14 protein-coding genes are annotated in these 25,853 nt (G+C 38.7%); all 14 read right to left on the bottom strand.

Features of this window, described 5'->3' with window-relative positions:
• Window positions 1-22: 22 nt before the first annotated feature.
• The gene (locus NBH01_RS13850; RefSeq protein ID WP_195380427.1) at window positions 23-1,468 is read right to left on the bottom strand and encodes a DUF4992 family lipoprotein; all 1,446 of its coding nucleotides are present in this window, start codon (window positions 1,466-1,468) and stop codon (window positions 23-25) included.
• Between the two features lie 503 nt (window positions 1,469-1,971).
• Window positions 1,972-4,185, bottom strand: a complete 2,214-nt coding sequence (locus tag NBH01_RS13855) for a RagB/SusD family nutrient uptake outer membrane protein (protein ID WP_195380426.1) — start codon at window positions 4,183-4,185, stop codon at window positions 1,972-1,974.
• A 14-nt stretch (window positions 4,186-4,199) separates the two neighbouring features.
• Window positions 4,200-7,508, bottom strand: coding sequence for a SusC/RagA family TonB-linked outer membrane protein (locus tag NBH01_RS13860; protein WP_195380425.1), 3,309 nt, complete (start codon window positions 7,506-7,508; stop codon window positions 4,200-4,202).
• A 29-nt stretch (window positions 7,509-7,537) separates the two neighbouring features.
• Complete coding sequence (locus NBH01_RS13865) at window positions 7,538-9,013, bottom strand: DUF4992 family lipoprotein (RefSeq protein ID WP_195380424.1); 1,476 nt, start codon at window positions 9,011-9,013, stop codon at window positions 7,538-7,540.
• A 527-nt stretch (window positions 9,014-9,540) separates the two neighbouring features.
• On the bottom strand, window positions 9,541-10,434 hold the full coding sequence (locus NBH01_RS13870) for a sugar phosphate isomerase/epimerase family protein (protein WP_195381092.1): 894 nt from the start codon (window positions 10,432-10,434) through the stop codon (window positions 9,541-9,543).
• Window positions 10,435-10,733: 299 nt separating this feature from the next.
• Entirely contained in the window at window positions 10,734-13,004 is a 2,271-nt protein-coding gene (locus NBH01_RS13875; RefSeq protein ID WP_195381075.1) for a GH92 family glycosyl hydrolase, read from the bottom strand.
• 7 nt (window positions 13,005-13,011) lie between these two features.
• The gene (locus NBH01_RS13880) at window positions 13,012-13,980 is read right to left on the bottom strand and encodes a 1,4-beta-mannosyl-N-acetylglucosamine phosphorylase (protein WP_195381076.1); all 969 of its coding nucleotides are present in this window, start codon (window positions 13,978-13,980) and stop codon (window positions 13,012-13,014) included.
• 52 nt (window positions 13,981-14,032) lie between these two features.
• Window positions 14,033-15,364, bottom strand: a complete 1,332-nt coding sequence (locus tag NBH01_RS13885; RefSeq protein ID WP_008765822.1) for an MFS transporter — start codon at window positions 15,362-15,364, stop codon at window positions 14,033-14,035.
• A gap of 98 nt (window positions 15,365-15,462) precedes the next feature.
• Window positions 15,463-17,667 carry a DUF4838 domain-containing protein gene (locus NBH01_RS13890; protein ID WP_250700156.1) on the bottom strand — a complete coding sequence of 735 codons (2,205 nt, stop codon included), beginning with the start codon at window positions 17,665-17,667 and terminating at the stop codon, window positions 15,463-15,465.
• Window positions 17,668-17,833: 166 nt separating this feature from the next.
• Window positions 17,834-19,183, bottom strand: a complete 1,350-nt coding sequence (locus NBH01_RS13895; RefSeq protein ID WP_195381077.1) for a DUF4999 domain-containing protein — start codon at window positions 19,181-19,183, stop codon at window positions 17,834-17,836.
• Window positions 19,184-19,199: 16 nt separating this feature from the next.
• Complete coding sequence (locus NBH01_RS13900; RefSeq protein WP_008765825.1) at window positions 19,200-20,414, bottom strand: BT_3987 domain-containing protein; 1,215 nt, start codon at window positions 20,412-20,414, stop codon at window positions 19,200-19,202.
• A 16-nt stretch (window positions 20,415-20,430) separates the two neighbouring features.
• Window positions 20,431-21,453: an endo-beta-N-acetylglucosaminidase gene (locus NBH01_RS13905; RefSeq protein WP_008765826.1), complete on the bottom strand. Its 1,023-nt coding sequence runs from the start codon at window positions 21,451-21,453 to the stop codon at window positions 20,431-20,433.
• Window positions 21,454-21,479: 26 nt separating this feature from the next.
• A complete protein-coding gene (locus NBH01_RS13910; RefSeq protein ID WP_008765827.1) occupies window positions 21,480-23,063 on the bottom strand; it encodes a SusD/RagB family nutrient-binding outer membrane lipoprotein in 1,584 nt (527 codons plus the stop codon).
• A gap of 8 nt (window positions 23,064-23,071) precedes the next feature.
• Window positions 23,072-25,853 (bottom strand): SusC/RagA family TonB-linked outer membrane protein (locus tag NBH01_RS13915; RefSeq protein ID WP_284705975.1); only part of this gene is annotated, 2,782 nt, incomplete at its 5' end.

The following is a 25,853-nucleotide window of genomic DNA, read 5'->3' on the forward strand; positions in this document are numbered from 1 at the left end:
TTTTATTATCATACTACTTTACTTACTCTTCAACAAGTGGAAGCCACCGTGGATCACCAGTTCTCTTTTCAAGCTGGCTTGCTCCAGTTACAGTAAAATCACCATTCGCAGCATTAATGAAGCCAGGATCTGTATCAAGAGTATTTGTATCATATTTATCATTACTTTGACTACCATTATACCAATAAGTATTATATTCAAAATTTCTAGACATATTTGCATTACCCATTATTTTATTCGTCATATCTCCTTTACCACAATCTACAAAAATAGTTCTGGAGAAATTTAGTGTTAAGCATGCTTGTCCTCTATAGCTATTCCAATTAGTAAAGTCTTTGCTATAAGCAAGATTGTATACTGTACAATTATAAAAATTAAAAGTTCCATTTGAATATCCAGTAATCTTGTTAGGTCTATTACCATTTACCTGTGCAAAATAACTTCCATTCTGTACAGTACTACAAAGAGTACTCTCTTTAAATGTTATATTAATAAAACTACCTTTATTAAAATACACAATCGTATTAGACTGATTACATCTAATAAAAGAAGCTTTTACTGTAAAGTTTTCCACACAATATTTTTTCCCTGAATCATATAATAAATGCCTATTAAGGTCATATACATTACAAGACTGAATAACGATGGGATCTTTAATAACGTATTCTCCAGAAGATACTTTTAATTGTTCATTTGGAGTCTTACTTAATCCAATTAATGAAGCATCAGAAGAACCTTTCTCCATTGCATTACAATAGAAATCCATAAACTTTATCTTCAAACCATTCTGTGTTAATATTCTACCACTTTGACCAAATGTAATTTTCGAATGATTAATTTTATTTCCACGAATTGTAACTTTACGTGCTCCAAAATCTATTGGACCTGATATAGTATATTCACCGTTAGCCTCTAATTCATATGCCAACTCTTTTAAAGTACCATCTTCATTAGGTTCCATATCAGTCTCTGGAAGCGGATTATCAATAAACCATTGAGTCAAATCTACTCCACTAGGAATGGATGCATATGTTTCAAGTAAAGTTGAAAAACTTATTTCACAAGCTTTTTCTGCATCTTTGTTATTAAACTGTTTATTTCCAATGGTTTTAATTAAGAATTTATATTTTGTATCTTCTTCTACTTCCAATTCAACGCTACAACCATCGATAAATTCTCCTTCAACTATAGCTATCGGATTTTCAGGATCATCAACTACATACCAAGAAAACTCATAACCTTCTGCTCCATGCACTACAGGCCATTCAATAGTTGCATTTTCTCCTGTGGCATCAAGTTCCACTTTTACTTTCTCCAATTGGGGAGATTCTAGTGTAGCATTTTTCACATCCGACTCAAAAGATTCGTCTTCGTGATACCCTATGGTACAGCTACTTAAAAGAAATAATGACGTAGCGAATAACAGTCCACGTGTTTTTCTTCGTAAAAATAAACGATTACTTTTCATACATTAAATTTAAATTAAACAATACGTTCTTATGTTATCAATATTTAAGTTGAATATTATATACAATAGTCCGTTAAACATTTCATTCACATTTATGCAGTAATGGCTGCAAAACTAATGGCTTCTTTCTACAGTCTTCGATTTATTTCTTTGTTCGGTTTGATTCCTATTATTCAGTTCCCTACTTTGACAGTCAGTTAATCTTGTGAATTGCTTTCCATCTCAATAAAAATTATAAGAAGCTTCCCATGAACTCTTGAATGAAGACATGTTAGTAAACTACTTAAATAATCATAAAATACATATATCACTCTTCTTTTTCTTCATACATAAAAAGGACGTATGATTTAAAGATATGTAATCACATAAAAAGAACAAAAATGAAGTTAATTGGAAATTATATGCAAAAAAAGGCCTCAAGACACTTTTCCTATTAAAAGGAAAGTGCCTTGAGGCCACCTTTTTATATTAAATTACTTTTTTCCGGGAATCAGAAAAATCTTTTATTCTGCCAATGGGTCGAAAGTACCCATACCACCGTGAGCATAATCTTCCCAACCAATGGTCTGATACAATGTCGCATTAGTTTGCTGTGCACTTTGACGCAATCCAAAGAAATAATATCTGGGTTGGAAATAAGGATTAATGTCCAGCACATTACCATCAAGACTGATATCTTTACGTGAGAAATAGGTATCATAGAATGTACATATACTTGACACAGCAGGATCAAGAATCGTTTCTCCGTCTGCTTCCGTAGCAATCTTCTCATTCAATGTCAGTGCTGCTGGTCGCTCTACGTTTTTAATCGGATCACTGTCATTATTTGCAGACCCGGTACCTTCAACATTGATTTCTATGCGATATCTCTTACCACGTTCATTCATTGGAGTCACACCCAAATAAGTACAAGTATTACCTCCAAAGCCACTCAATGCCCAACTTGCATTCAAAGCACCTTGTCCTACACCTCCGTCAAATAGCATCCAACGACGCATATCATACGCACGTTTACCTTCAAAAGCCAACTCTACCTGACGTTCATACAATATAGCTTCAAACAATTTAGCACGGTCAGTTTCAATCGCCGCATCCAGACCATAATTATTTGCACTCGTATAGCCTACTCTGCCACGTACGGCTTTCAGTGCCTTGACCCCTTCCGCATGATAAGTGCCGCCCGCACCACAAGCTGATTCTGCCAGATTCAGCAATACTTCCGCATACCGTATCTCCATGTAAGGAGCTGCCGATCGTCTGAATCCCTGCTGATCACCACTGTTGTTATCAGTAAACACATAAAGACTAGTGCCAAAATCAAAATCATCCGAACGTTTACGAACATAGACTCCTCTATTCTTAGTTCCCAACATATCGGCTGCAAAACCGCTTCTACTCGGATTATTACGCTCATCAGCCGTAGTATACCAACAATAATTCCAAAGTTCATAGTTCGCACCACTGGTATAACGGGTCGGGCATAAACCAGACATCGTTGCTCCTGAAAAATCGACATTGCCACTGTTGAATTTCCACTCTACCCCCGGAAATGCAAATGTACGGTAGAAACGCGGGTCACGATTTAGAAAGAACTTTTTAGGGTCATAATGAACTCCCGATTCCATCGGTTTCTTACCGTCAATCATCGGGAAGATGTCTATTATTTCCGCTGTAGGAGTCTTTCCTCCGCCTCCGTTTATATTTCCTGGTCGGATTCCCTGCTCCCACAAGTTGTATCGGTTGATGTTTTGTGAAGCAATAGGAGACACATTATTATATAAGGTAACAAATACGGCTTCGCTTCCACCTGTATAGGTGGCGAACATTCTGGCCCAATTCTTGGCATTGTCTTCTCCGCCATTGCCTTCATAAGCAAGTCCGAAGTTACCTTCATTCAGTTTAGCGATGGCAGCAAAATTGGCATCGTAAGCATCTTTCCAACGAGATGCGTCATCGGCACGGTTAAAAAGTGGACTGGCATAAAGCAACAATGTACGCCCTTTTAGAGCAAGTGCTGCACCGGCGGTTATGCGTCCGTAATCCTGCCCTTCATTCTGCCAACGTGCAGGAAGATAGCTGGCTGCCAGTTCCAAGTCATCGCATATAAAATCTATACAAGCCTTAGTCGAGGAACGAGGAATGACCAGATTCTCACCATTACCATCACCTATCACCGGATTCTGGACGTGGTCTACAATGGGAACACCACCATACATTTTTACCAACAGATAATAACGCCATGCACGAAAAAAGTAAGCTTGTCCGAGTAACTGTTCTTTCTCTGTCTGCGAAAGAGTCGCACTTCCCGTCACACCTTCAATCACATTATTACATTCGCGGATACGTCCCCAAGGGCTTCTTTCACTGTTGATTACATAAAAATAATCGGGAACAGTCTGAATAGTAAGAGATGCCGTAGGATCATTGAAAATAGAGTAGTCTCCATATTCCTCCGTACATTTGGAAAAATCGTCATCAATACCCGCACTGGTTATATCGGTCAAAGCATTGGAACCTCCGGTAGAACTAGGCAATAAAGACTGATATAAAAAGTCCACACGACTTTTGGCTGTTTCATAATTTTCGTACACAACCGAAGCGTCATAGCTTCCATATACTTTCTTGTCTTTCAGAAAATCATCGCTGCATCCAGTAAAACAGATTAGCCCTGCCACCATCGATGCTGTCAAACATATTTTATTTATCTTTTCTTTCATAATCTTCTTTGATATTAGAATGAGACATTAACACCTAAAGTTACTTTACGCAAATTAGGATATCTTCCATAAGTGCCTCCCCATGTACTCCAAACACCATCAGGATAAGGATTGTAAAAGTTTAAAAGGTTCTGAGCAGTCAAATTCAGACGGCAACTGCTAATGCCGATCCGATTTGTCCATTCCTTCGGAAGGCTATAAGCAACTGTCAAATTACGTAATCGAACGCTGGCTGCGCTAACTTTCCAAAATGTAGAAGCCTGACCGTTTATGGCACTATATCTTAAGTTTGGATATTTAGCACTCCGGTTCATTGGCGCCACTACATTACCACCGGCATCCAATACATCTTCATACACATACATATCTTTCCACATGGCAGATACATTTTTATATTCCAGATCATCGTATTTTTCCTGACGTAAGTCTGTCTGTACAAGAGCATAAGCACCCCAGCTTGCACCAAATTGAGCACTGAATGAGAAGTTCTTATACGAAGCACCAAAATTAAAGGTCAATCCATAAGGATTATTAGCACGATTGGAAATCTTCACATAGTCATTCTGATCAATCACGCCATCTGCTTCACCATAAGTGCCATCGGCATTACGCTGACCACGTACATCACGATAGATCAACATACCCGGATGAATGTTATCTTTCGTATTTCCAAGATAAGAAGTGATCTTATTCACTGCGAAATACTCTTCGATATCCTGATAGGTGCGGAACATGCCAATACATTCGTATCCCCACACACCACGGTCGGAGCGTTCACCCCGAACAATGTCATCAAAACCGGGAGTAGCCTGGAATCCGGCTTCTTTAATCTTGTTATCACTGTAACCGGTAGTCATTTTTACCCAATAAGAAAAATCTTTACCGATTTTATCTTTCCAATTCAAAGTAAGTTCTAAACCATACGTATCAACTTCTCCAAAGTTCTCAGGAGTAGCCTGCGTACCTACAGTAGTCGGATAGAAAGAAGTACCCGTGAAAGTTGTGAACAACTCACGTCCCATATCATAGTAAGCATCTAATGTAATACCCAGTCTACTATCCAGCATCCTGACATCGATACCTAAATTGGTCTTGTAGGTTTTATCCCAATGTACATCTGCGTTGACCCCTCTTTGCGGCATTTGGAATGTTGCACCACTATAGGTATTGGTGGCTGTACCAAATATAGGACCTCCATCTGCATTTCGGCTATAAAGTTGTGTCCACAACCAAGGTTGTATATTATCTCTTCCCAAAATACCGAATGAACCACGAATTTTCAAGAAATCAATACCTAGTTTTTCTTTATTAAACCAGCTTTCTTCCGAGATAACCCAACCTGCTGACCATGAAGGGAACATTCCCCAGTAGTTACTAGGAGCAAATTTGGTAGATGCATCCGAACGAAGCAGGAACTCAAACAAATACTTGTCTGCATACGAGTAGTTCAGACGACCGATATAAGAGAGCATACCCGATTCCGTACGACCGAACGTAGTCGTTTGATCCGCACCGGTAGCTGTCGAATTAGATTGTCCATCGGTAAAGCTGAAAGGATCAGTTACAGTACCGGTCAGATATTCATATTCCGATTCTGCCTTTTCAATAGAAAACAATCCATTCACATTATGCAAACCAAACTGACGTGCGTAGCTGACTGTCAAGTTCATCTGGTAGTTATCCGTTTTATTCATCGCACGGCTCAATAAATTACCATTATCCAAAGTAAAAGTACCAAAATTGCTATCATCTATATTTATATCATCGCCAGTATAAAGGTGATTTCCACTGCCACCACGTTCCAGCAGCCTGTAGACATTCATTTTAGTACCGATATTATTACTCTTATTATTGATAATGCTCCTCGAATAAGAACCTTTCACTTTTAGCCCCTTCAACCATTTGCTCCAACCAAAATCATATTCCAATGAACCGTTTATGGACATATTATTTGTCTGATTTTGAGTATTGTCAGGAGAATCCTGAACTGCTCCAAAATGGAATAGTCGTACAGCACTTAAGCCCGAAGACACATTTTCCATACCTGTATATACAACAGGACGTCCACCTACATATCCGGGCACAAAAGGCAAATGTGTCATTAGAGAATTAAAATCAGCATCTGTCCCACCACTGGTTATACCATTACGTGAGTTATTCTGTTCACCCATGTCACCTGAGAACTGTAAGGAGGCTTTAATCCACTTACCGATATTAGCATTAACACCCGCACGGAAGTTCCAACGATCATAATCTAAACGTCCCATATTACCTTCTTGATTATAGTAAGATGCACCCGCAAAATAAGTAGCCTTCTCTGTACCGCCATTAATACTGAGACTGTGGCGTTGCGTCCAAGCCGCACTCCACTCATCATCCAGCAAATCGTAGTTCAGTCCTCTCATTGCTTCCAATTCGTCAGCCTGGAAATATTGCATTCTTCTATTATCCGATTCCGATTCACCGGTAGAAGTTCCAGCTCCACGTGCGGCATTATAAATACGTCCATAATCATAAGCACTTAGCATCTTAGGTTTTTTCAAAGCATCAGTAAAACCGAATTGCCCTGTATAAGATATGGAAGGTGTACCTACCTTACCGCGCTTGGTTTTCACCAATATGACACCGTAAGCCGCACGTGCCCCATATACAGCTGCCGAAGCATCTTTCAAAACCGTAATACTTTCTACTTCACTCACATCCAAATTATTAAATGCATCCTCTGTAGAAATAAAATCGTCAATTACATATAATGGGCTAGGATCTGCATCACCTCCACGCGTTGAATTGGGAGTAATGCTGGTATTGATATTACTTTGGCGTATTTGTAGACTTGGGGTACTACCCGGACGACCACCACCCGAATTTACATGCAAACCACTCATCATTCCGCTCAATGCATCACCTAAGTTACCCACCGAAAGATCTTTAATCTCATCCGGAGTAATGGTTTCAATCGCCCCCGTTATGTTTTTCATTTTTTGTGTACCATAACCTACAATAACCACCTCATCCAGATTAGCTACATCTTCTTTCAGTACAATCTTTGGATTATTCAAATCCGTTATTGTTTGAGAAACGTATCCTACAAATGAAACAGCCAATCTTCCCCCTTCCGGGACGGGAAGGCTAAATTTACCATCAATATCACTTATCGTGCCTACCGTAGAATCTACAATCTTAATTGCAGCCCCAATAATTGGGTCACCAAATTCGTCCACAACAACCCCGGTCACCGTACGTGCATTTTGGGCATAGACGATTTGCGCAAAGGCTTGTATAAAAAGCATACATAAGCCTAAAATGAAATATCTTTTACTCATAGTATTCTGTTATTGTTTATACATTGTATTCATTCTGTTGTCGGAAGCCAACGTGGATCTCCACAACGATTCGCAATATGCTCCGAGCTACTCAAAGTAAAATCACCGTTAGCAGCATTCACAAACTTTGGCTCTACCTTAATAGCTGTTCCCGAATGGTCTCGTCCATTCTCATCACTAGTATCATAATCAAGGAATCCTCCCGGAACAGCACTATAATAATAAGTATTATATCCAAGTGTATAATTTACATTACCATAATTTCCCGCATTACAGATCCGTCTGAAAACACCTTCAGTTCCTGTGGCCGAACTTACGACACAGTCTGCAAAAATAGTATTCTGAATTTCCAAAAAGAACACAGCACTATTACTGTTTATTACATTATTAAAGAAACGATTGTTAGTGCCAATTTGATAGAACGTACAATTACTCATTTTCCGAAGCGATGTACTCCAGCCAGATCCGCTAAAGTTTGACGGAGTACGTCCTCGCATCTGAACAAAATAGGCAGATCCGGGAACCGTATAATAAATAGTACTGTTTGAAAAGCTCAAATCTTTGATCCAACCTTGACCGTTGAATGCTATAAATATAGTACTTGCTGTATTAATGCTAACCAAGCAATCAGTAATAGACAATGACGACAAAGCATAACCATTATTACAGTAATATAATGGTACGGGAAGATCTTTTATAGTACAAGATTGGAAAACATAAGGCTGCTGCACTATACCGGCTTCTGTGCTATTGAACATAACGACACCTCTACTATTAGAAGTACTGTAAGTATCAGCATCAAAATCAAAATCTATAAACTTAATTTTTAGACCAGCTCCGCGATTTATAAAAGAAGCATTTCTTTTCATTGTCAGTTTGGCATGATTTACTTTGTCGCCACGAATAGTCAATGTAGTCGTTCCTAAATCAATATTACCATCCATTTCATATACACCACCTGCCACTAATTCATAAGCTATTTCTTCTTCTCCTTCTGCAAGAGGCTCAATCGGATTTGCCGTAAAATATTCGGTCAGATTAGTTCCTGTTGGTATTGTTTCACGTACTCGAACCAATGTATTATAAGTCATTTCCGTAGCTGCAACAGCATCAGCGTTATTATACTTCTGATTTCCTAATGCTCTGACTGCAACCTTATACTTTGTATCTTCAGTAATATCACGCGTAATCGTACATTTATCTACGACTTCATTCTCTTCGCCTATAACAACTGGATTGTCAGGATCATCAATATTATAAAATGTCACTTGGTACCCACCGGCTCCTAGCACTACCGGCCATTTAATTTCCAGAGACGTAATATCTACGTTTCTGGTAAAAGTCCAACCTTCAGTCGACGGTGATTCCAAGGTTACCCCCTGAACTTCCGATGAGAAGGTCCAATCATCCTTGTATCCATCGACACAAGAACTAAAAAGAAGTATAGCTGCCGCAAATGCCAAACTATCCCTTTTTACTCGCAAGAATAAATGTTTACTCTTCATAGATTAAATTTTAATTTATATAAAATGATATATTACATCATCAGACATCTATTCACATAAATAAAAAGACACAACTAAAAGAATCGTAATCTCTTAAAAAGAATAAAAAATAGAATCTGAAGTTTTTTCTCTTAGTTTTATTAAACTATATCATAATTCCCCTCCCTATCATTGTTGAAAATTTTCTTTTAAATATTTTATATTCCAATCATCGTTCTTCTCCACATCTTCACATCGTTTTAACTTCCACTTTAACCGATTCATATAAAGGACGAATGGATAAGATCATTGTAATCCACCAAAATTCTGCTGATTGATACCATAACGGAAACAGTGAATTAAATAAAAAACAAAATGGTTACAAGCATCCGAAATAAAGGATGAGAAAGCATCAATATCTCTATAGGATTAGGATTTGATTCGCATAGTGAAAAAAAAGTCCGAACTTTTTTAAGTTCGGACTTTTAATATAGTAAGAGGACATATAATGTTTGAAGTCCCTCCTACCTATTATCTCAATTACTATATTACTCTTGAAACACCTTTTTCAAATACTTTATATTCGTTCCATAATTCTTCTTCACGTTCCTCACATCATCCTTGTCCCGTGAGCGTTCCACAACCAGCCAGCCACTCCAGCCCATTTTGTCAAGCGTCTTTTTCACCTTATTCATATCCAGCCGCTCATTGAAAGGAAGAGTCACTCCATCTGTATCTGTACAGTGAATCTGGCAAATTCTATTTTTTCCAAGAATCTTGAGTTCCTTACATAGATCCCTTCCATTCTCTAATGCATTCTGAAATTTAAAATAGATCTTGATACCGGGAGAATTAATCTCTTTCAATAGTTTCACTTCTTCTCTTGCGTCCAATTGAGTTTCAATGCCAATTACGACTTCTTCCGAAACAGCCATATCCCCTACTTCCTTCAACCGTTTTATTAAAGCTGTCCGAAGTTCCGGAACATCCTGCCAGTCTGCTTTCACCCCACCCAAAGGGAGAAAAGCGACCTTGGCATCCATTACTTTCATTGCATCCAGACAATCCCGGACTAATTCTTTATAATTAGCACGATCTAAAAAGGACTGTCCATAAAAACCGGACATAGCAATGGAAGGAACCTCTAAATTATAGTTCTGAGCTGTTTCACGAAATAGCTGCTGGAAATGGGGCTCACGCAATTTGTTATCGAACATTTCTCTTTTACCGAGACTGCCCATATCCAACTCGACTCCATCTCCTTTCAACTCATGCACCAATTGGAACGAACCAATCTTCTGACGTTTCAATATCATCCAATCACATACGGCGATCTTGTAACGTTGTTCTTTTTGTTTCGATGCGGCAACAGCCAGCATTGGAAAACATTCTGCTACGATTAATATCCAAAGGATATGTTGAAATAATTTCTTTCTATTCATCATCTTAATTATACGCTGATCGTATAAAAGACGGATGAAAGGAAACTTTGTAATCGGCTACATTCCAAATATTTAATACTAAAATGGAAAAGGGGATATTTATAAAAATAAGATAATGACACTATATCAGGTAAATGGTGTCACTATACCACTGATATAGTGTCATTATCACAGGCATATAGTGACACTATCTTTTTGAAAGGATTATTCAGGTAAGATGTAAAAAAAATAGGCTGCCGAACCCTGAAAAGTTCGACAGCCTTGTCAACCCAAAAACGATACCTATGAAACACTGTGTGTTATTTCAAATCAAATATCAAGCGTTTACCATGAACAAGTTCATCGTGGGTAATGCGGTATTTATTGAACTTCTTACCATCCAATAACACCTTATTTATATAAAGAGTTTCCGATCCGGTACGATTACTCTCAATTACCAGCTCATTTTCCTTATACCATTTAGGATCCAAGCGGATCGTTACTTTATTAAATACCGGAGTAGTCAATGTATATTCCGGCAATCCCGGACAGTCGGGATAAAAACCTATCATATTGAAAATAGCCCATGCAGACATCGTACCTGTGTCATCATTTCCGGGGATACCGTCTGGTTTGGTCGTAAAGTACTTATCCAGCAGTCGCTGTGTCTCTTTCTGTGTACGCCATTCTTCACCTTTAAAGTAAGAGAACAGATGAGCGTAAGCAATATCTGGTTCGTTAGCCGGATCATATAGTCCTTCATCAAACACCATTTGCAGCTTATTGACAAAAGGTTTCTTTCCACCCATCAGTTTGGCCAATCCATATACATCATGTGGTACATAGAAAGTATAATTCCAAGAATTACCTTCGTGGAAACCGGGATTCGGTTCAAAGTTCTCTCCCTGCCTCGGATTGAATGGACTGTAGAAAGTTCCGTCCGGAAGAATAGGTCGGAATGTACCGAACTCCTTACTATAATAATGCTTATATCCCAAAGAGCGTTTATAGAACATTTCCGCATCTTTCTTCTTTCCTAAAGCATCCGCAAAACGGGAAAGGGCAAAGTCTGCGATATAATATTCCAGTGCATGAGATACGGAGTTATCATATTGTTCACGAAGCGGCACGTATCCTTTTGACATATAGTCATCATTGTCCGGACGCATCAGATTTTCCGCTCCGGGTAATGTAGCCGACTTGTACATTGCTTCATAAGCCAGATCTACGTCAAAGTCACGCAATCCTTTCATCCATGTATCCACAATCACCGGGATACTTGGATCACCTTCCATCGTAAGAGTCTCTCTTCCATACAATTCCCATTTAGGGAACCAACCATGTTCACGATACATATCGAGCATGGTACGTACCATTTCCATCTGACGTTCGGGATAAACCAAAGTCAAAAGCTGGTGTACGTTGCGATATGTATCCCACAGAGAGAATACAGTATATCGGGTACCTTTCGTTGTCAGTATCTGGTCGCTCTCCATAGCCGGGTATTCGCCATTTACATCCTGCAGGATGTTCGGATGAATCAGCAAATGATAAAGTGCCGTATAAAAAACTATTTTCTGCGCATCCGTTCCTCCTTCTACAGTGATACGTGACAAGTCATCGTTCCACTGCGCACAGGCATCGGAAAGCACCTGTTCAAAGTTTTTTCCCGACTGTTCTTTATCCAGATTTAAACGGGCATTCTCTATACTTACAAAGGAAACTCCCATCTGTACTTCGACCTGTTCTCCTTCTTCTGTTTCAAAAGTGAAGTAAGCGCCCACATCGTCACCTGCTATTTCTTTTCCATAGCGGGTATACAATTTATATTTGCCTTGGTCGCGATCCCATTCTGCTTCCACACCTGTCATCGGACGTTGCTTTTTCCAATATCCGGTTGTCGCAGGAACTTTATTCACTCTCATCACAAAATAGATAGGAAATACAGCTTGGGGATTATAACAGAAAGTACCCAATAGTTTCATTCCCTCTATTTCGCTGTCACTTACACGGCGAAGCATGGCTCCACTCTCATTGGTCAAGCCTTCGCCCAAATTCAGAAGTATATGACTCTTTCCTTTAGGAAATGTGAAACGGGCAATACCCGTACGAGGAGTAGCAGAGACTTCTGTCTTTACGTTATATTTCGTCAGATAATTGGAATAATAGCCGGGAGAAGCCTGTTCGTCCTTATACTTGCTCCCGTATTCCTTATAGTCTACATTCAGTTCTCCGGTAGTAGGCATCAGCAATAAAGAACCCAGTTCGGGACAACCGACACCACTTAGATTTACATGAGAATATCCTGTAAAGAAACAATTGGTATATTCATAAGGCGTGGACCACCAACGTGCATCTTTATCGTATGTATTATCGGCAGAACCCATCACATTAAAAGGTACTACGGACATCATTCCATTCGGACAAACAGCTCCGGGATTAGTGGTACCGAAATTTGTCGTTCCAATAAAAGGATCTACATAGTCTATCAACAGACTCTTTTCCTTATTCATAGGGGGGGCCTTACCCTCTCCCCCAAATACGGGGAGAAGGGTGAAAGCCAGTGTGCAAGTTAATAATATACGTCTCATATCCTTCTTAGATAATGCTCGTTCGTTTTGTAAAATCAATTATTTCCTGAATATAGCCGAAAGCCATTCCTACAACAGTATCTGCAGCTCCATAATAAACAGCTACACGCTCACCATCCTGCAATGCCGCACATGGGAATACCACATTGGGCACATCACCTTGAAGTTCATAAGGTGCAGCCGGACCTATCAGATATTCACGGGTACGATAAAGTACCTTTTCGGGATGATCCTTATCGAGTATCGCTGAACCCATTGCATAACGGAAACCGTTGCAAGTAGTGATAACACCATGATAGAAAAGCAACCAGCCTTCATCAGTAAGGAAAGGTACCGAACCCGCACCAATCTTGGTACATTGCCAGGCACTTTCAGGGAAAGGGGTCACTTTCATGACACAACGGTGTTCACCCCAGTATTTCATATCCGGACTGTAGCTGATATAAATATCACCGAACGGTGTATGTCCATTGTCGCTGGGGCGACTTAACATAGCATATTTGCCATCTATCTTTTGCGGGAAAAGTACTCCATTACGATTGAAAGGCAGGAAGGCATTCTCGCATTGGAAGAAATCTACAAAATCAAATGTATAGGCAATACCGATAGTAGGTCCATGATAGCCGTTACACCAAGTAATCCAATATCGGTCTTCAATCCATGTAACACGTGGGTCATATTTATATTCGGATTCGATCATTTCCGTGTTACCGGCTTTGAACTGAATCGGTTCATGACTAATATCCCAATGAATACCATCTTTACTGAATCCTGTAAAGATATTCATCTGTACAGCTTTGTTGTCACAACGGAATACGCCGGCGAATCCATCTTTGAAAGGTACGACAGCACTATTGAAAATACTATTGGATGAAGGAATATGATAGCGTCCGATGACCGGATTTTGCGAGTAACGCCACATGACATCTGTACATCCGACAGGACGTTCTTCCCAGGGAATTTGAATCTTATTCATAATAATTATTTATTTAGTAATTGGTTATCTATTATCACTCAAAAATAGCAATTTATTTTTTCTTTTTTGAATCATCATACGTAAAAGGTATAAAATAGGTCATCAAAAAAGCAGGAATTGTTGCGATCAGTACATAGATAAAGAAACTACGGTATCCCAGTAAATCACTAAAATAGCCGCTGATCATTCCCGGAAGCATAACTCCCAGATTCATGATTCCCGAAGCAAATGCATAATGTGACATCTGATGTTTGCCAGGAGCAATCTGCTGCATCATGAACAAGGTCAGTCCGACAAATCCGAAACCATAGCCGAAATACTCCATTGTGATACATGTTCCGATCAGATAAAGACTGGTCGGCTGGACTACAGCAAGGAAAGTATAAGCAAGGAAAGGAAGGTTGAACACGCAACAAAGCATGAATAAAGTTTTCTTCAATCCATATCTGGCCACAAATATTCCACCCAGCAATGAACCGATAACAAAGGCGGCAGAACCAAAGACGCCATTCAATGTTCCGATTTCTGTCAATGACAACCCCAGACCTCCGACCTCTCTGGAGGCACGCAGAAACAAAGGAGCAACCTTCATTATAAATCCTTCCGCCAATCGGTAGAGAATAATGAAGAAGATATAATATACTATATGTTTTTTAGTAAAAAAGTTCCCAATCACATTTACCAAATCCTGCATGATTTCTGAAGTAGTTTTTTTTCCGGTAGCAGGAACTTGTGTAGAAGGCAACATCTTTATATGATAAAGACCGAGCAATACCATTACTGCAGCAATTACGGCAAAAATAATCATCCACGCAGATGAATATGCACCCTTATTGGCATCTATCGAAGCTCCTTCTATTGCCCCGAAGTGTTCGGCCAACATACCTGCCAAAGCAACTAATCCACCATTGGCTACCAATTTTGCCACATTATAGAAAGCTCCCTGTACTCCAATATATTTAGCCTGATCCTCTTTATTCAGTTCCGCCATATATACACCATCGCAGGCGATATCATGTGTGGCTCCACTGAACGCAATCACCGCCATAGTGGAAATACTGATAGCAAAGAAATAATCAAAGAATAACGAAAAAGCTACTACTCCAAACAATATACCACTCAACAGTTCGGTTACCAGTACAAAAAACTTTTTGGTCCGATACATTTCAAGAAAAGGGCTCCATAAGAATTTGAGTGTCCAGGGCATCATGATAAGAGAAGTCCAAAACGTTATCTGAGTATCAGAAATACCCAAATCCTTAAACATGAATACGGAAACCAGATTGATAGCAATAAAGGGAAGTCCCATTGCAAAATAAGCGGTAGGTACCCAATAAATCGGGTTGATAGTTTTTCCTTGAGAAGCAGTTTTATTCTGTTGCATAGTTCAATAGTATATAGATGAAAGGGTCGTTTTTCTGACCCATCTATATATAATACAACTAAGAAGGGCAAACTACTAACGCTTGCCCCTACTTTTTTTTATTTTATTGTTACTTCGTCGATAAAGAACCACGAAGGATGCCCTACACCATAATGCCATTCGGGACATTCTTTCGTACCGGTGACCTCAACTTTCACATAACGGGCATGCACTGGCATTTCCGATTCAGTCTTCACTCCGCGGAACTCCACTTTCCCCGAACGGTTTTCCGGCATATCATGTGTTCCCCAATGTGTATAATTCTCTCCATCTTCAGAATAGGAATAAACCACCTTCAGAGGGAAAAGAATCCAGGCTCCGATCTGATGCAGGAAATCCGTCTCTATACTATGTATTTCTTTCTCTTTACCCAAATCTATAACAAAAGCACCGTCTGTTCCTTCCCAGCCAACCCAGCTTTCAACGAAAGTAGATCCTCCGAATAATCCGTCCACTAATGCCGTTTTTCCGATCTCTGCATATTTACCGGTAGGAGGAATAAGATAAGTAACCTTTGCTCCTATCGCAACGCTTTTTTCTGCACGGGGCATATATCTCTCCCGATACAACTGGCAATATTCCACAGGAGAATTGGAACGTTCATTCAATGTCGGTACATTAAATTCTTTCACCCGTTCTTCAAAAAGTGCCAATTTCGGACTGATCTCATTCATATCCGTACCAGTCTCAGTACGGGCAATTTCCAATTCCGAATACTGAATGGGCAAGCGGGCACGCTGTACACGCTTTAGGAATTTATTATCTTCAGCCACCGCTTTCTCTGCATCATCAAACAGTTGATTATAACGTCGCATCAGTTGTGGTTTCAGCATTCCGTATTTATGGGAAACAGGAGAATCATAAATCCACAATCTTTGTCCGCTGCCTATCAACGCTCCCTCCATCACCTTGATATACTGATAAAGGTATGGCGCAGCCTCTCCATAGTATCCATGCAGGAAATGCTGCATCAAAGAATCAACATTCGCTTCGGGGTTCCACATTAACTTAGATACCAGATAGGCACGTAACTCAGCGAAGTCTCCTCCCCTGCTTCCTGCAATCTGTGAGAAATGCATAGTGGCATGATTCTTTTTGAACAGACGAATATTATCCTGCAAGATATGAAAATTAGGGAACGGAGCCAGATAATTATCAAAATTAATGCCATAATCCCACACGAAAATATTATTAGTGATAGCGGACCAGCCTTCCATTGCTTTCACAAACTCTTTACCTGAAGCATTTTCCGTCAAAGTCACTTCACGGTCACAATCTATATCACAAAGCATGATATTCACATTCGGCAATGGCTTCACATGTTTCGGAGGATTCATCGTATACAGATAGGCAAGCGTGGAAAATTCCTTATCGGGAAAACGGGCAGCCAGCTTATTCAAAAAAGTAATGATACTTCCTGAGAGTGCTCCTTCATAATCATCTATCGCTTTGCAGGCATCACATGTACAATTGGTATAATTACCATCATTCTGACTCACAGACATAATATGCTTATCCGGATTTGCCTTAAAAATAGAATCAATCCGCTGAGCCACGATTTCAAAAACTTCCGGGTTACTCAGACACCATTGGCTTGCTTTCCCGGGATGGCGTTTGCCTTTAAAATAAGAATAATATTCCGGATGGTCTTTTCCATATACGGAAGCAGGAAGCAACTTATCAAAAGTATGCACCCAATAACCGGCAGCAAACACTTCGTTTGGCTCTTCCAGCCTGTTCCACCATTTATATATGGAGTCTGTACGAATAGCATAACATTGTGCCTGGCGGTAACGGAAAGCCGGATTATCTATTTTATCGATAAGCGGCAGTTCGATTGTCTTCGCAGGGTTAAAAGAGTATTCGTTTTCTCCCCAGTAATCCACTCCAAGATATTGTTCGAGTAAAGTTACAACTCCGTAGACTGTCCCATTCCCACTGCCTGAGATACGTAAGATTCTATCTTTCGTAGATAGGCTAAAACCGTCTTCTGTCACTCCAGCTGGGGTTTTGCTACTGATTATAATATCTCCCTTTTTTACATTCTGCCCTTTTACAATGGGAAATGTACAACCTGAAATTCTCTGAAGGAACAATTGAAATAAATTTGCTGATATTTGATTAATCTGGTCATTTTCTGATAGAATAATCCTGGATTTAGTTTTTCCATTATCAACTAAAACGACTTGTGCTGTTGCAGGAATATAACAACATGCTCCCAACAAACAAAGCAGCTGAAAAATAATACGGCGAATGATTCTCATAGCATTTCCTTTAATTAGTTTTTAGATAATACAATCCAAAAATATAAGATACTCAAGAAAAAAATCAGTTCTAAGTTTTATTAACAAAGAAAACTTAGAACTGATCACAACATGATATAAACAGCAAATAGCCCAAGCTCATTCAGTAATAAACTTGGGCCATTTTTTATTCAGTTTCAGTATAAATACCTACAGTATTAATATAAGGAGAATAATAAAGAGCTCCATGGAAAGTTACTCTTATATATTGCGCTTGTTTAGCCACAAGAAGAAGAATGTAACTTGTCTTATTTGCAAATCCTGAAGCTACACCAAGATCCTCATATTTCTCTCCATCATTACTTATCGCTATACTTGCACTTTTCGAAGAATAAAACCATTCATAGAAATGTAAAGCAATAGTTTTTATATTCTCTTGTTTTCCCAAATCGATATCAAGTATGCTGCCATCCGGAACATAATCATACAAGTCGCTAGATTGTCCATTCAAAGTAAAACTCCAACCCGAATGGTCATTTATTACAGAACCTACCGGTTTGTCTACACAAGATAAAAATCCGACAAGTGCTGTTTTATAAACAATATATATAACTTTATTCTCGCCTATATCTGCTCCTACTCCATCAACATTCGTGATTGTCACTGGAATAACATAGTTAGTACCCAGCTGCACAGAAGCCATATCATCCGAAAAACTCAAGGCAACACTCTCTTCCGGAGTTGTTTTTCCTTGTTTAATCATTATTGTCGATTGCTTCAAACTTGCACTAGTCAGTAAAGAATAATCTGTGCCATGCAATGCGTTATACGTTCCAACTAATGCCGGATTAATAGCAAGAGTAACTTTGGTGTCACCATCTGCGGCCCATGCCGATTTTAAGATACCGTCAAGCTTCCATTCACTGCTTAAATTTGTAAATCCTTGACTATACTGATACTCTAACAGATATTCTTTACTTGAAGTCAGTGTGACATGATTTGGTTTGTAAGTCGATTCAAATGTTAAGAATATCTTACTATTACTTTCACTCGCTGATACTCCTGTTCCATTAATAGAAGTTATAGCAATCGGGAGAATATAATTTTCCGATCCGTTCTTAAATTCTTCCATATTAGTATAATGCACTTTTAAAGTATCTGCAGAGATATATTCCCCTTGCTTTATATACAAAGTTGCATTTTCCAGTTCTGCATTTTGTAAAGCTACATAGCTCGTTCCATATTCACTGTTGTATGCATCTACCAATGACCTGTCAATAGCTAATTGGATGGTCAAATCTTGTGGTGCAGGTTTAGTACACCTGACAGGAGACAAAATATGTTCGGTGGCGATTTCTTTCAAAAAAGTTCCGTCTCCTTTATACTCTAAAGTAGCATTTGTTTCACTTGGTTTATAAATATAGACATAATTGATATCATACGGATCTGTTGCTTCGTCATCGTCACATGCTGTGACTAATGGCAATAACATAGCAAAAAATGTACTGTATAATATATATTTAAATAATGCTTTCATATCATACTGTTTTAAATTATTGAGCAAATGAATATGTTTCCCATGTCACCTTTTGACGGTTTTCGTTACCCAGGTTAGAATTGCCAATTTCCACATCATGACCATTACCGGTTACATCGTGTAGTATTGTAGCTCCTTCACCTTCATTCATTGGCAGATACAACAACAAATTCTTGTCTGTATAGTCAACTTCGGTATACATAGATTTCTTTATCTGATTAACTGTGCGTGTAACTTTCCAAAAACGAACCTGACACATTTCACAGAAATCCGGAAAATATTCTTCTCCTGAAGAAATCATCTGAAATTGATCAATATTCATCGGTTGTCCTATTGAAGAAGATAATGAGGCAACTACAGTACCATTTTGGTACAATAAAGTAGTACCGGATGCTGCATCATAACTCACTGCAAAATGATACCATTTTTGTGCTTCTAAACCTTTTCCCTTAGTTGGATCACCTGTATCAAATTGAGACCCCATCGTTTTTACTTGTAGGAAATTATTTTTATAGCTACCATTCTCGGAATAGATTAAGTCACCAAACCGTATATATAGTTCTGTCCCTGAACCTCCTGAGTTTATTATAGCCTGATTATTCTTAGTATATCCACCGTTCCCTGATTTAGAGGTGACTTTACTCCACCATTCCAATGTATAATTTGGCAAAGCTAACCCCCAAGCTCCTTCCGGGGCTGCATGCATACCATTATACCATGTTAATTTAGGAACAGCTTGTTTCAAAGGCTTCACAAGAACCAATAAAAAACTGGAAGAGGATTCCGACTTCTCAATACCTCCTTCCACATTCTTAATACTGATGGGAATTGCATATTGAGCACCGCCTTCAGCTTCAAAACTTTTAATATCAACATTCACAGGATCTGCACTTACAGAACCTGCTTCAATTGTCACTGATTCAGGAAATGATATATATTCTTTAGGAGGCATTTTATAATTAGTTTCATTCTTCTTATTATAAGCATCTAATACAGATTCGTCAATAAATAAATTAGCTTTTATTGTTTGATTAATAATATTCACCAAACGTACAGTTAACGAAGTACGCGTCGTACCCTCTGTCAATGTCAATTCTTTAGTTTTGGATGTAGACGCTTCATTTATATAGACTAAATTATCTATAACATCATACTTAGCATTTTCACATGCAGTATGGACCAGTGCCAGTACCCCAAATGCCATTATTTTAAGTAAAGATATTCTCTTCATTGTTTAACCCTTTCTTTTAGTTATTAATAGGAGGATTCTGTGCAGCAATAGCTGCACGCACTGTGGGATAATCAGGATTTCCAGGATAATCATACTCAATATGATAAGCCCCCATACCTGCATGTTCTATTCCACAAGCCGGATGATAGCTCTGTTGCTCGGTAAAGTAATGCTTATCCACTGCTCTTTCAAAAGTTGCAGTCACAATAGATTTCCCCATAGCTTCTTTAAAGACATTAGGGTGACTTCTACGTACAGCTTCAAAGAAAGAATCCAATCCAGAATGTCCTAGTTCATAGGTCTGCCAAGCTATATAATCAAGACTTAGAACTGTTTCCTCTGAAAGCACTTCATAAAAGCTCAACCAACCTGCACCACCAGGGATATCAGCAACCAACATTTTCCCCGTCTTATCAAACTCCTCACGTAAAGTCTTCATAAACGCATTGGGTACTGATGGCATACTGGAGTTCATTAAAGTCCCCCAATCCTCAATATCATAATCAAATCCATCGATATTATATTTGTTACATGTATCTACAATAGCAAGTGCATATTTCTTAGCAGCCTCAATGCAAGATTGCTCATCTTTAGGATCAAAGCCCCAAAACGCTTCCTTCACTGCATCATCGTTACCCCCCGGTGTGAGATTATCACCAATATCTCCTGCGCGCCAACAAAGCACTGCTCTGGAACCCTTAGCCTGAAAGTCTTTTAAATCAGCCTGTTGCTCAACCGTCAGATTTCCCCAACAGAGCCAAAGGCTCACAAAATCCGTACTGTCCGGTAATCCACATAAAGCATATTGCATGGAAGAACCTCCCTTACCTGCCCAGTTACCAAACCAGCCAAACATAATCTTATGTGGAGAGTTAAAATAATCCTTCAAATTATTTTCATAACCTTGCGTAGGAGGTTCATAATAATCTTTCGCCTCTATGTCGGTCCAATCACTACATGCGATATTTAAGAATCCCTGCGAAAAAAAGAGAGAAATTCCTATTCCGTATATTATTTTTTTCAATTTGCTCGTTTTCATAATAAAAATTATTTTAACGTTCTGATTTAATTTTTCTTAGCCCACCAAAGATCTGTGGCAGAGTTATCTGCACCACCTAACATTGATACAGCTGCTTTCACATTTGCATTATTCGTATTATATTCTGACTGAGGGAAAGGCAAACGACGCATACCACGCTGCACTGTCACCCCATCTGTATTCAGATTATTCACGATAGGGAATAGTTTAGGATAACCTGTACGACGAATGTCAGCCCACGTTTCCCAACCATTCGGAAAATTGGCAATCCACTTCTGAATCAAAATACGCTCCAAATTCTCTGTAACACTTGCTGATTCATTATATTTCGGAGTTACAGTTGACACTGCTGCTATATCCTTACCTGAATCCGAAGGATCACTGTAAGCAGCAGGAACCTTTTCACTTTTCAAATAATCGCCAATAGTAGCTTTACGTTCTTCCATAGACACTGTCACTCCTGTGTCATAAAGTTCTTTGGGAGTTCCTCCCATATTCCATTTATACATCAATGCAGCTTCTGCACGTAAAAAATAAGCTTCAGATGCAGACATAATGAGCAATTCATCATCTATACCAATATTCAGGCGGGAGAATTTTGTATAATTTGCCTGAGTTGTAGCACTTTGGTAAATACCATTTCGCACTCCTATTTGTCCTCCACCGATAGAAGCATCTGCTTCTGATGCATATTTAGCCAAACGAGGATCATTATAACCGCTTAAATATGAAGTGATATTAGCACTGATACGAATTTCATTCCATGAAGAAGTAACACGATAATATGGATTCATACCGTCATTATATTTACTATATGCAGCATCTGATGCAGATGTCATCACACCAATTACATCAGAAACAGCTTCTTCTGCTTTCTCCTTGGCAAGTGCTGGAGAAACACTAGAAATGCGCATTGCCATACGAAGCTTTAAAGAATTGGCAAATTTCACCCATTTGTTAAAATCTCCATTAAATACAAGATCGTATTCTGATAAAGAACTCATATCTTCATTACCTAACACTGCTACTTTAAAAGCGGAAATCGCTTCATCCAAATCATCAAACATGTGTTTATAAAGATCCTCCATATTGTCATATTCTACAGTAAAAGCAGTTCCTGTAATTTGAGAATAAGGAATCGGTCCATAACAATCACTAATTTTAAGTGAAGCTGCCACACGAAGAATCTGTGCCCATTGATAAGCCAATCCTTTGCCATCAGAAAGATCACGTATCTGGAAATATCCGGTATAAATCTGTGGCATAGTAGTATCAAACATATTTCCATACCACCCAACTCTTGGATTGTAAGTATAATAATTACCTCCATTACCCCATTGGGCGATACAAGTAATTTCTCCACCATATTCAGATCCAATCATCTGATCCAACATCTGTGAATTGTTCTGTTGTCCTTGTACTAATGCAGGAATCATGCTTTTAATCAATGATCCGGTGATTGCATTATCACCCAGCATTTGGTCAGGTTTAGGTCCAAAGGGATTTGTATTATACTCTTCAAATTTATCGGTACAACCTGTTCCTAGTGCTACTAACAAAGTATACACAGACAGTTTTGCAAACTTCTTTATTATCTTATTCTTTTTCATAATCTAAACTAGAATGTTAGTTTGACATTAAATCCGAGACTTCTCAAACTAGGTTGTTGAAAATAGTCAACCCCCTGATAGAAATTACTAGTGACAGAAGATGTACTTTCCGGATCATAAGGTGCTTTACAATAAATCATCCATAAATTCTTTCCTGTAAGCCCCAGTGTCATATTTACATGATTTTTGAACCATGTTTTAGGAAGTTGGTAGCTCAAGCTCAGTTCAGAAAGGCGAATATTCGTTGCACTATATGTATAATAAGTACCAACAGCGGTAGTTACTTTACTATAATATTCCTCAGCATCCACTTTACTGTCTCCAACCCATACACCGCCTGCCTGACGAGCAACTGCAGAACTTTCAGATACACCATATTTATCAATCATGGCTTGTGTATCCGATACAACTAATCCTCCAAAACGCCCGGTGAATGCAAATCCAAGATTCCATCCCTTCCAAGCAACACTACCATTCCATCCCAAATAATATTTAGGAAGAATAGAGCCAACCTTGCGGTATTCCGTATTTTCAATAGCCAAACTTCCATTAGAGGGGTCTTTCCAAATATATCCATTAGGAGACTGACGCAAACGCTGATTGATATAAATATCTCCCATTGATCCGTTTTCATAGAGTCTTAAAGTCGGACCACCACTAGTTCCCAATGTTCCTTTTGAGTAATACTCCATTTCGATAGCTTCGCCGGTTTCCGGATTGATGGCACCATTCGCTAAACTAACGATCTTGTTTTGATTAAGAGTGTAAGTGAAATTTGTAGATACCTTCACTTTATCAAATGTATCAGAATATCCTAAAGCCAGCTCAATACCCTGATTCTGAATATTACCAGTCTGCACAATATTATTCTTATATCCAGATGAAGCCGATGCATCAACATAGAATGTCTGATTGAAGGTATTAGAACGATAGAAGGTCATATCTAAATTAATACGGTTGCCAAGGAATTTAGCATTGACGCCTAGTTCCCATGATTTTGTATTTTCTGGTTTCAGATTAGTATTATAATGACTTGCAGGATATTCATATGTATTTGTTTGCTCATTATAAGTATATTGCATTTGGGTAAGGTATCGATTAGGGGAAGAAGCGACCTCCGCCCACGAACCACGAACTTTCAAATAAGAAATAGCTTTTGGTAGCTTTACAGATTCACTAACAAGCCATGACAGACCAACAGACGGATAAAAGTAGGAACCTTTGCTGGTAAAAGCTAATTGAGATGCCCAGTCATTACGCCCAGTGACAGTCAAATACAATTGATGATTCCATCCTAATTCTGCACTTGCAAAAACACTTTGTACTTGATCATGCCATTTTGATTCATTACGCTTGGAAGTATTGACATTAATATTGCCATAATGGAAGAAATTAGGAATTTGCTCCAATCCTCCTTTTAGATACATAGCATCTTCCTGAATATCATTAATAGAAGCACCAACAGTTGCATTCAATGAAAGTTTGTCATCAAAGAAATTCTTATTTATGCTAGCCATTACATCAGCATAAACAGACCGATCATTTTGTTTAGTATGTCCATAATAACCTTTAGAACTACTTTCTGTAAAAGTACCTCGTGTACTAGCATAATACTTTTCATAACTATCGCTATCTGAATTATCCACACGTACTCGCCCTGTTACATTCACCCAATCTGTTATATCCCATTTCAGACTAGCATTAAACATATAACGACGTTTAGAAAGCTCATTCTGCATTCGATTCATAATCCAATATGGGTTTTGCATATCCAAATCAGTACCAAATATAGATTCCGGCCAATATTGTACCATAAGGTTTCGAGCCTCACTATAGCGTTCATACATCTGTACTTCCTGAAAGTTTTCACCTCGTGGAAAAAGATAAAGAGATACCAAGGGATTAAAATATTGTCCACTACCTACCATATTCTTATTATTTTGAATAATATATTGAGCTCCCAAATCAAGACTCAACTTATTATCACAGAATTTAGCGGTATTACGAATAGAGAAATTATAGCGGTTATAAGCATTATTAGGTAAGATACCTGTAGAGTTTGTAGTAGAGACAGATGCGTAAGTTTGATTTTGTTCAGTACCAGTGGTCAACGTGAAACCATTCATCTCCGTCATTCCCGTATTGAAGAAGTCAGATGGATCAAAGTTGCTAGGAGTATCCATCAAGCTCCCCCAACTGCCTAACTCTCCTTCACGATTACCATAAATATTCTGAAACTTCGGCATCATCATCGGAGATGAAAAACTTGTACTATTACTATAAGAAATTTGCACTTTTCCTACAGTACCTTTTTTAGTAGTGATAAGAATAACTCCATTAGAAGCATCCGAACCATACAAGGCTGCAGCGGAAGGTCCTGTTAAAATTGTCATGCTCTCAATATCTTCAGGATTAATATCAGCTACGCTATTAGATCCTGGCTGTTTGTTCATCGTACCTCCAGCATTATCTCCTGAATTTACATTAAACATTGGAATACCATCAATAACATAAAGTGCATTATCATTTTTCTCCAAAGACTTTGTACCACGCATAACTACACGAGCCGCAGCCCCAGCACCGGCTGAAGAAGCATTTATTGTTACGCCAGCTACTTTTCCTGATAAAGCATTAATAAAGTTAGCATCCTTTATATTAGTCAATTCATCTCCCTTTACTTGCTGTACATTATAACTCAACGCTTTTTGTTCACGTTTGATACCCAACGCAGTAACTACTACTTCGTCCAAGGTTTGCGTGTCTTCACCCATTGTGACTTTTAGGGGTTGG

It is taken from the genome of Bacteroides sp. B1-V-101, assembly GCF_023656585.1.
In the GTDB taxonomy this organism is placed as follows: domain Bacteria; phylum Bacteroidota; class Bacteroidia; order Bacteroidales; family Bacteroidaceae; genus Bacteroides; species Bacteroides thetaiotaomicron.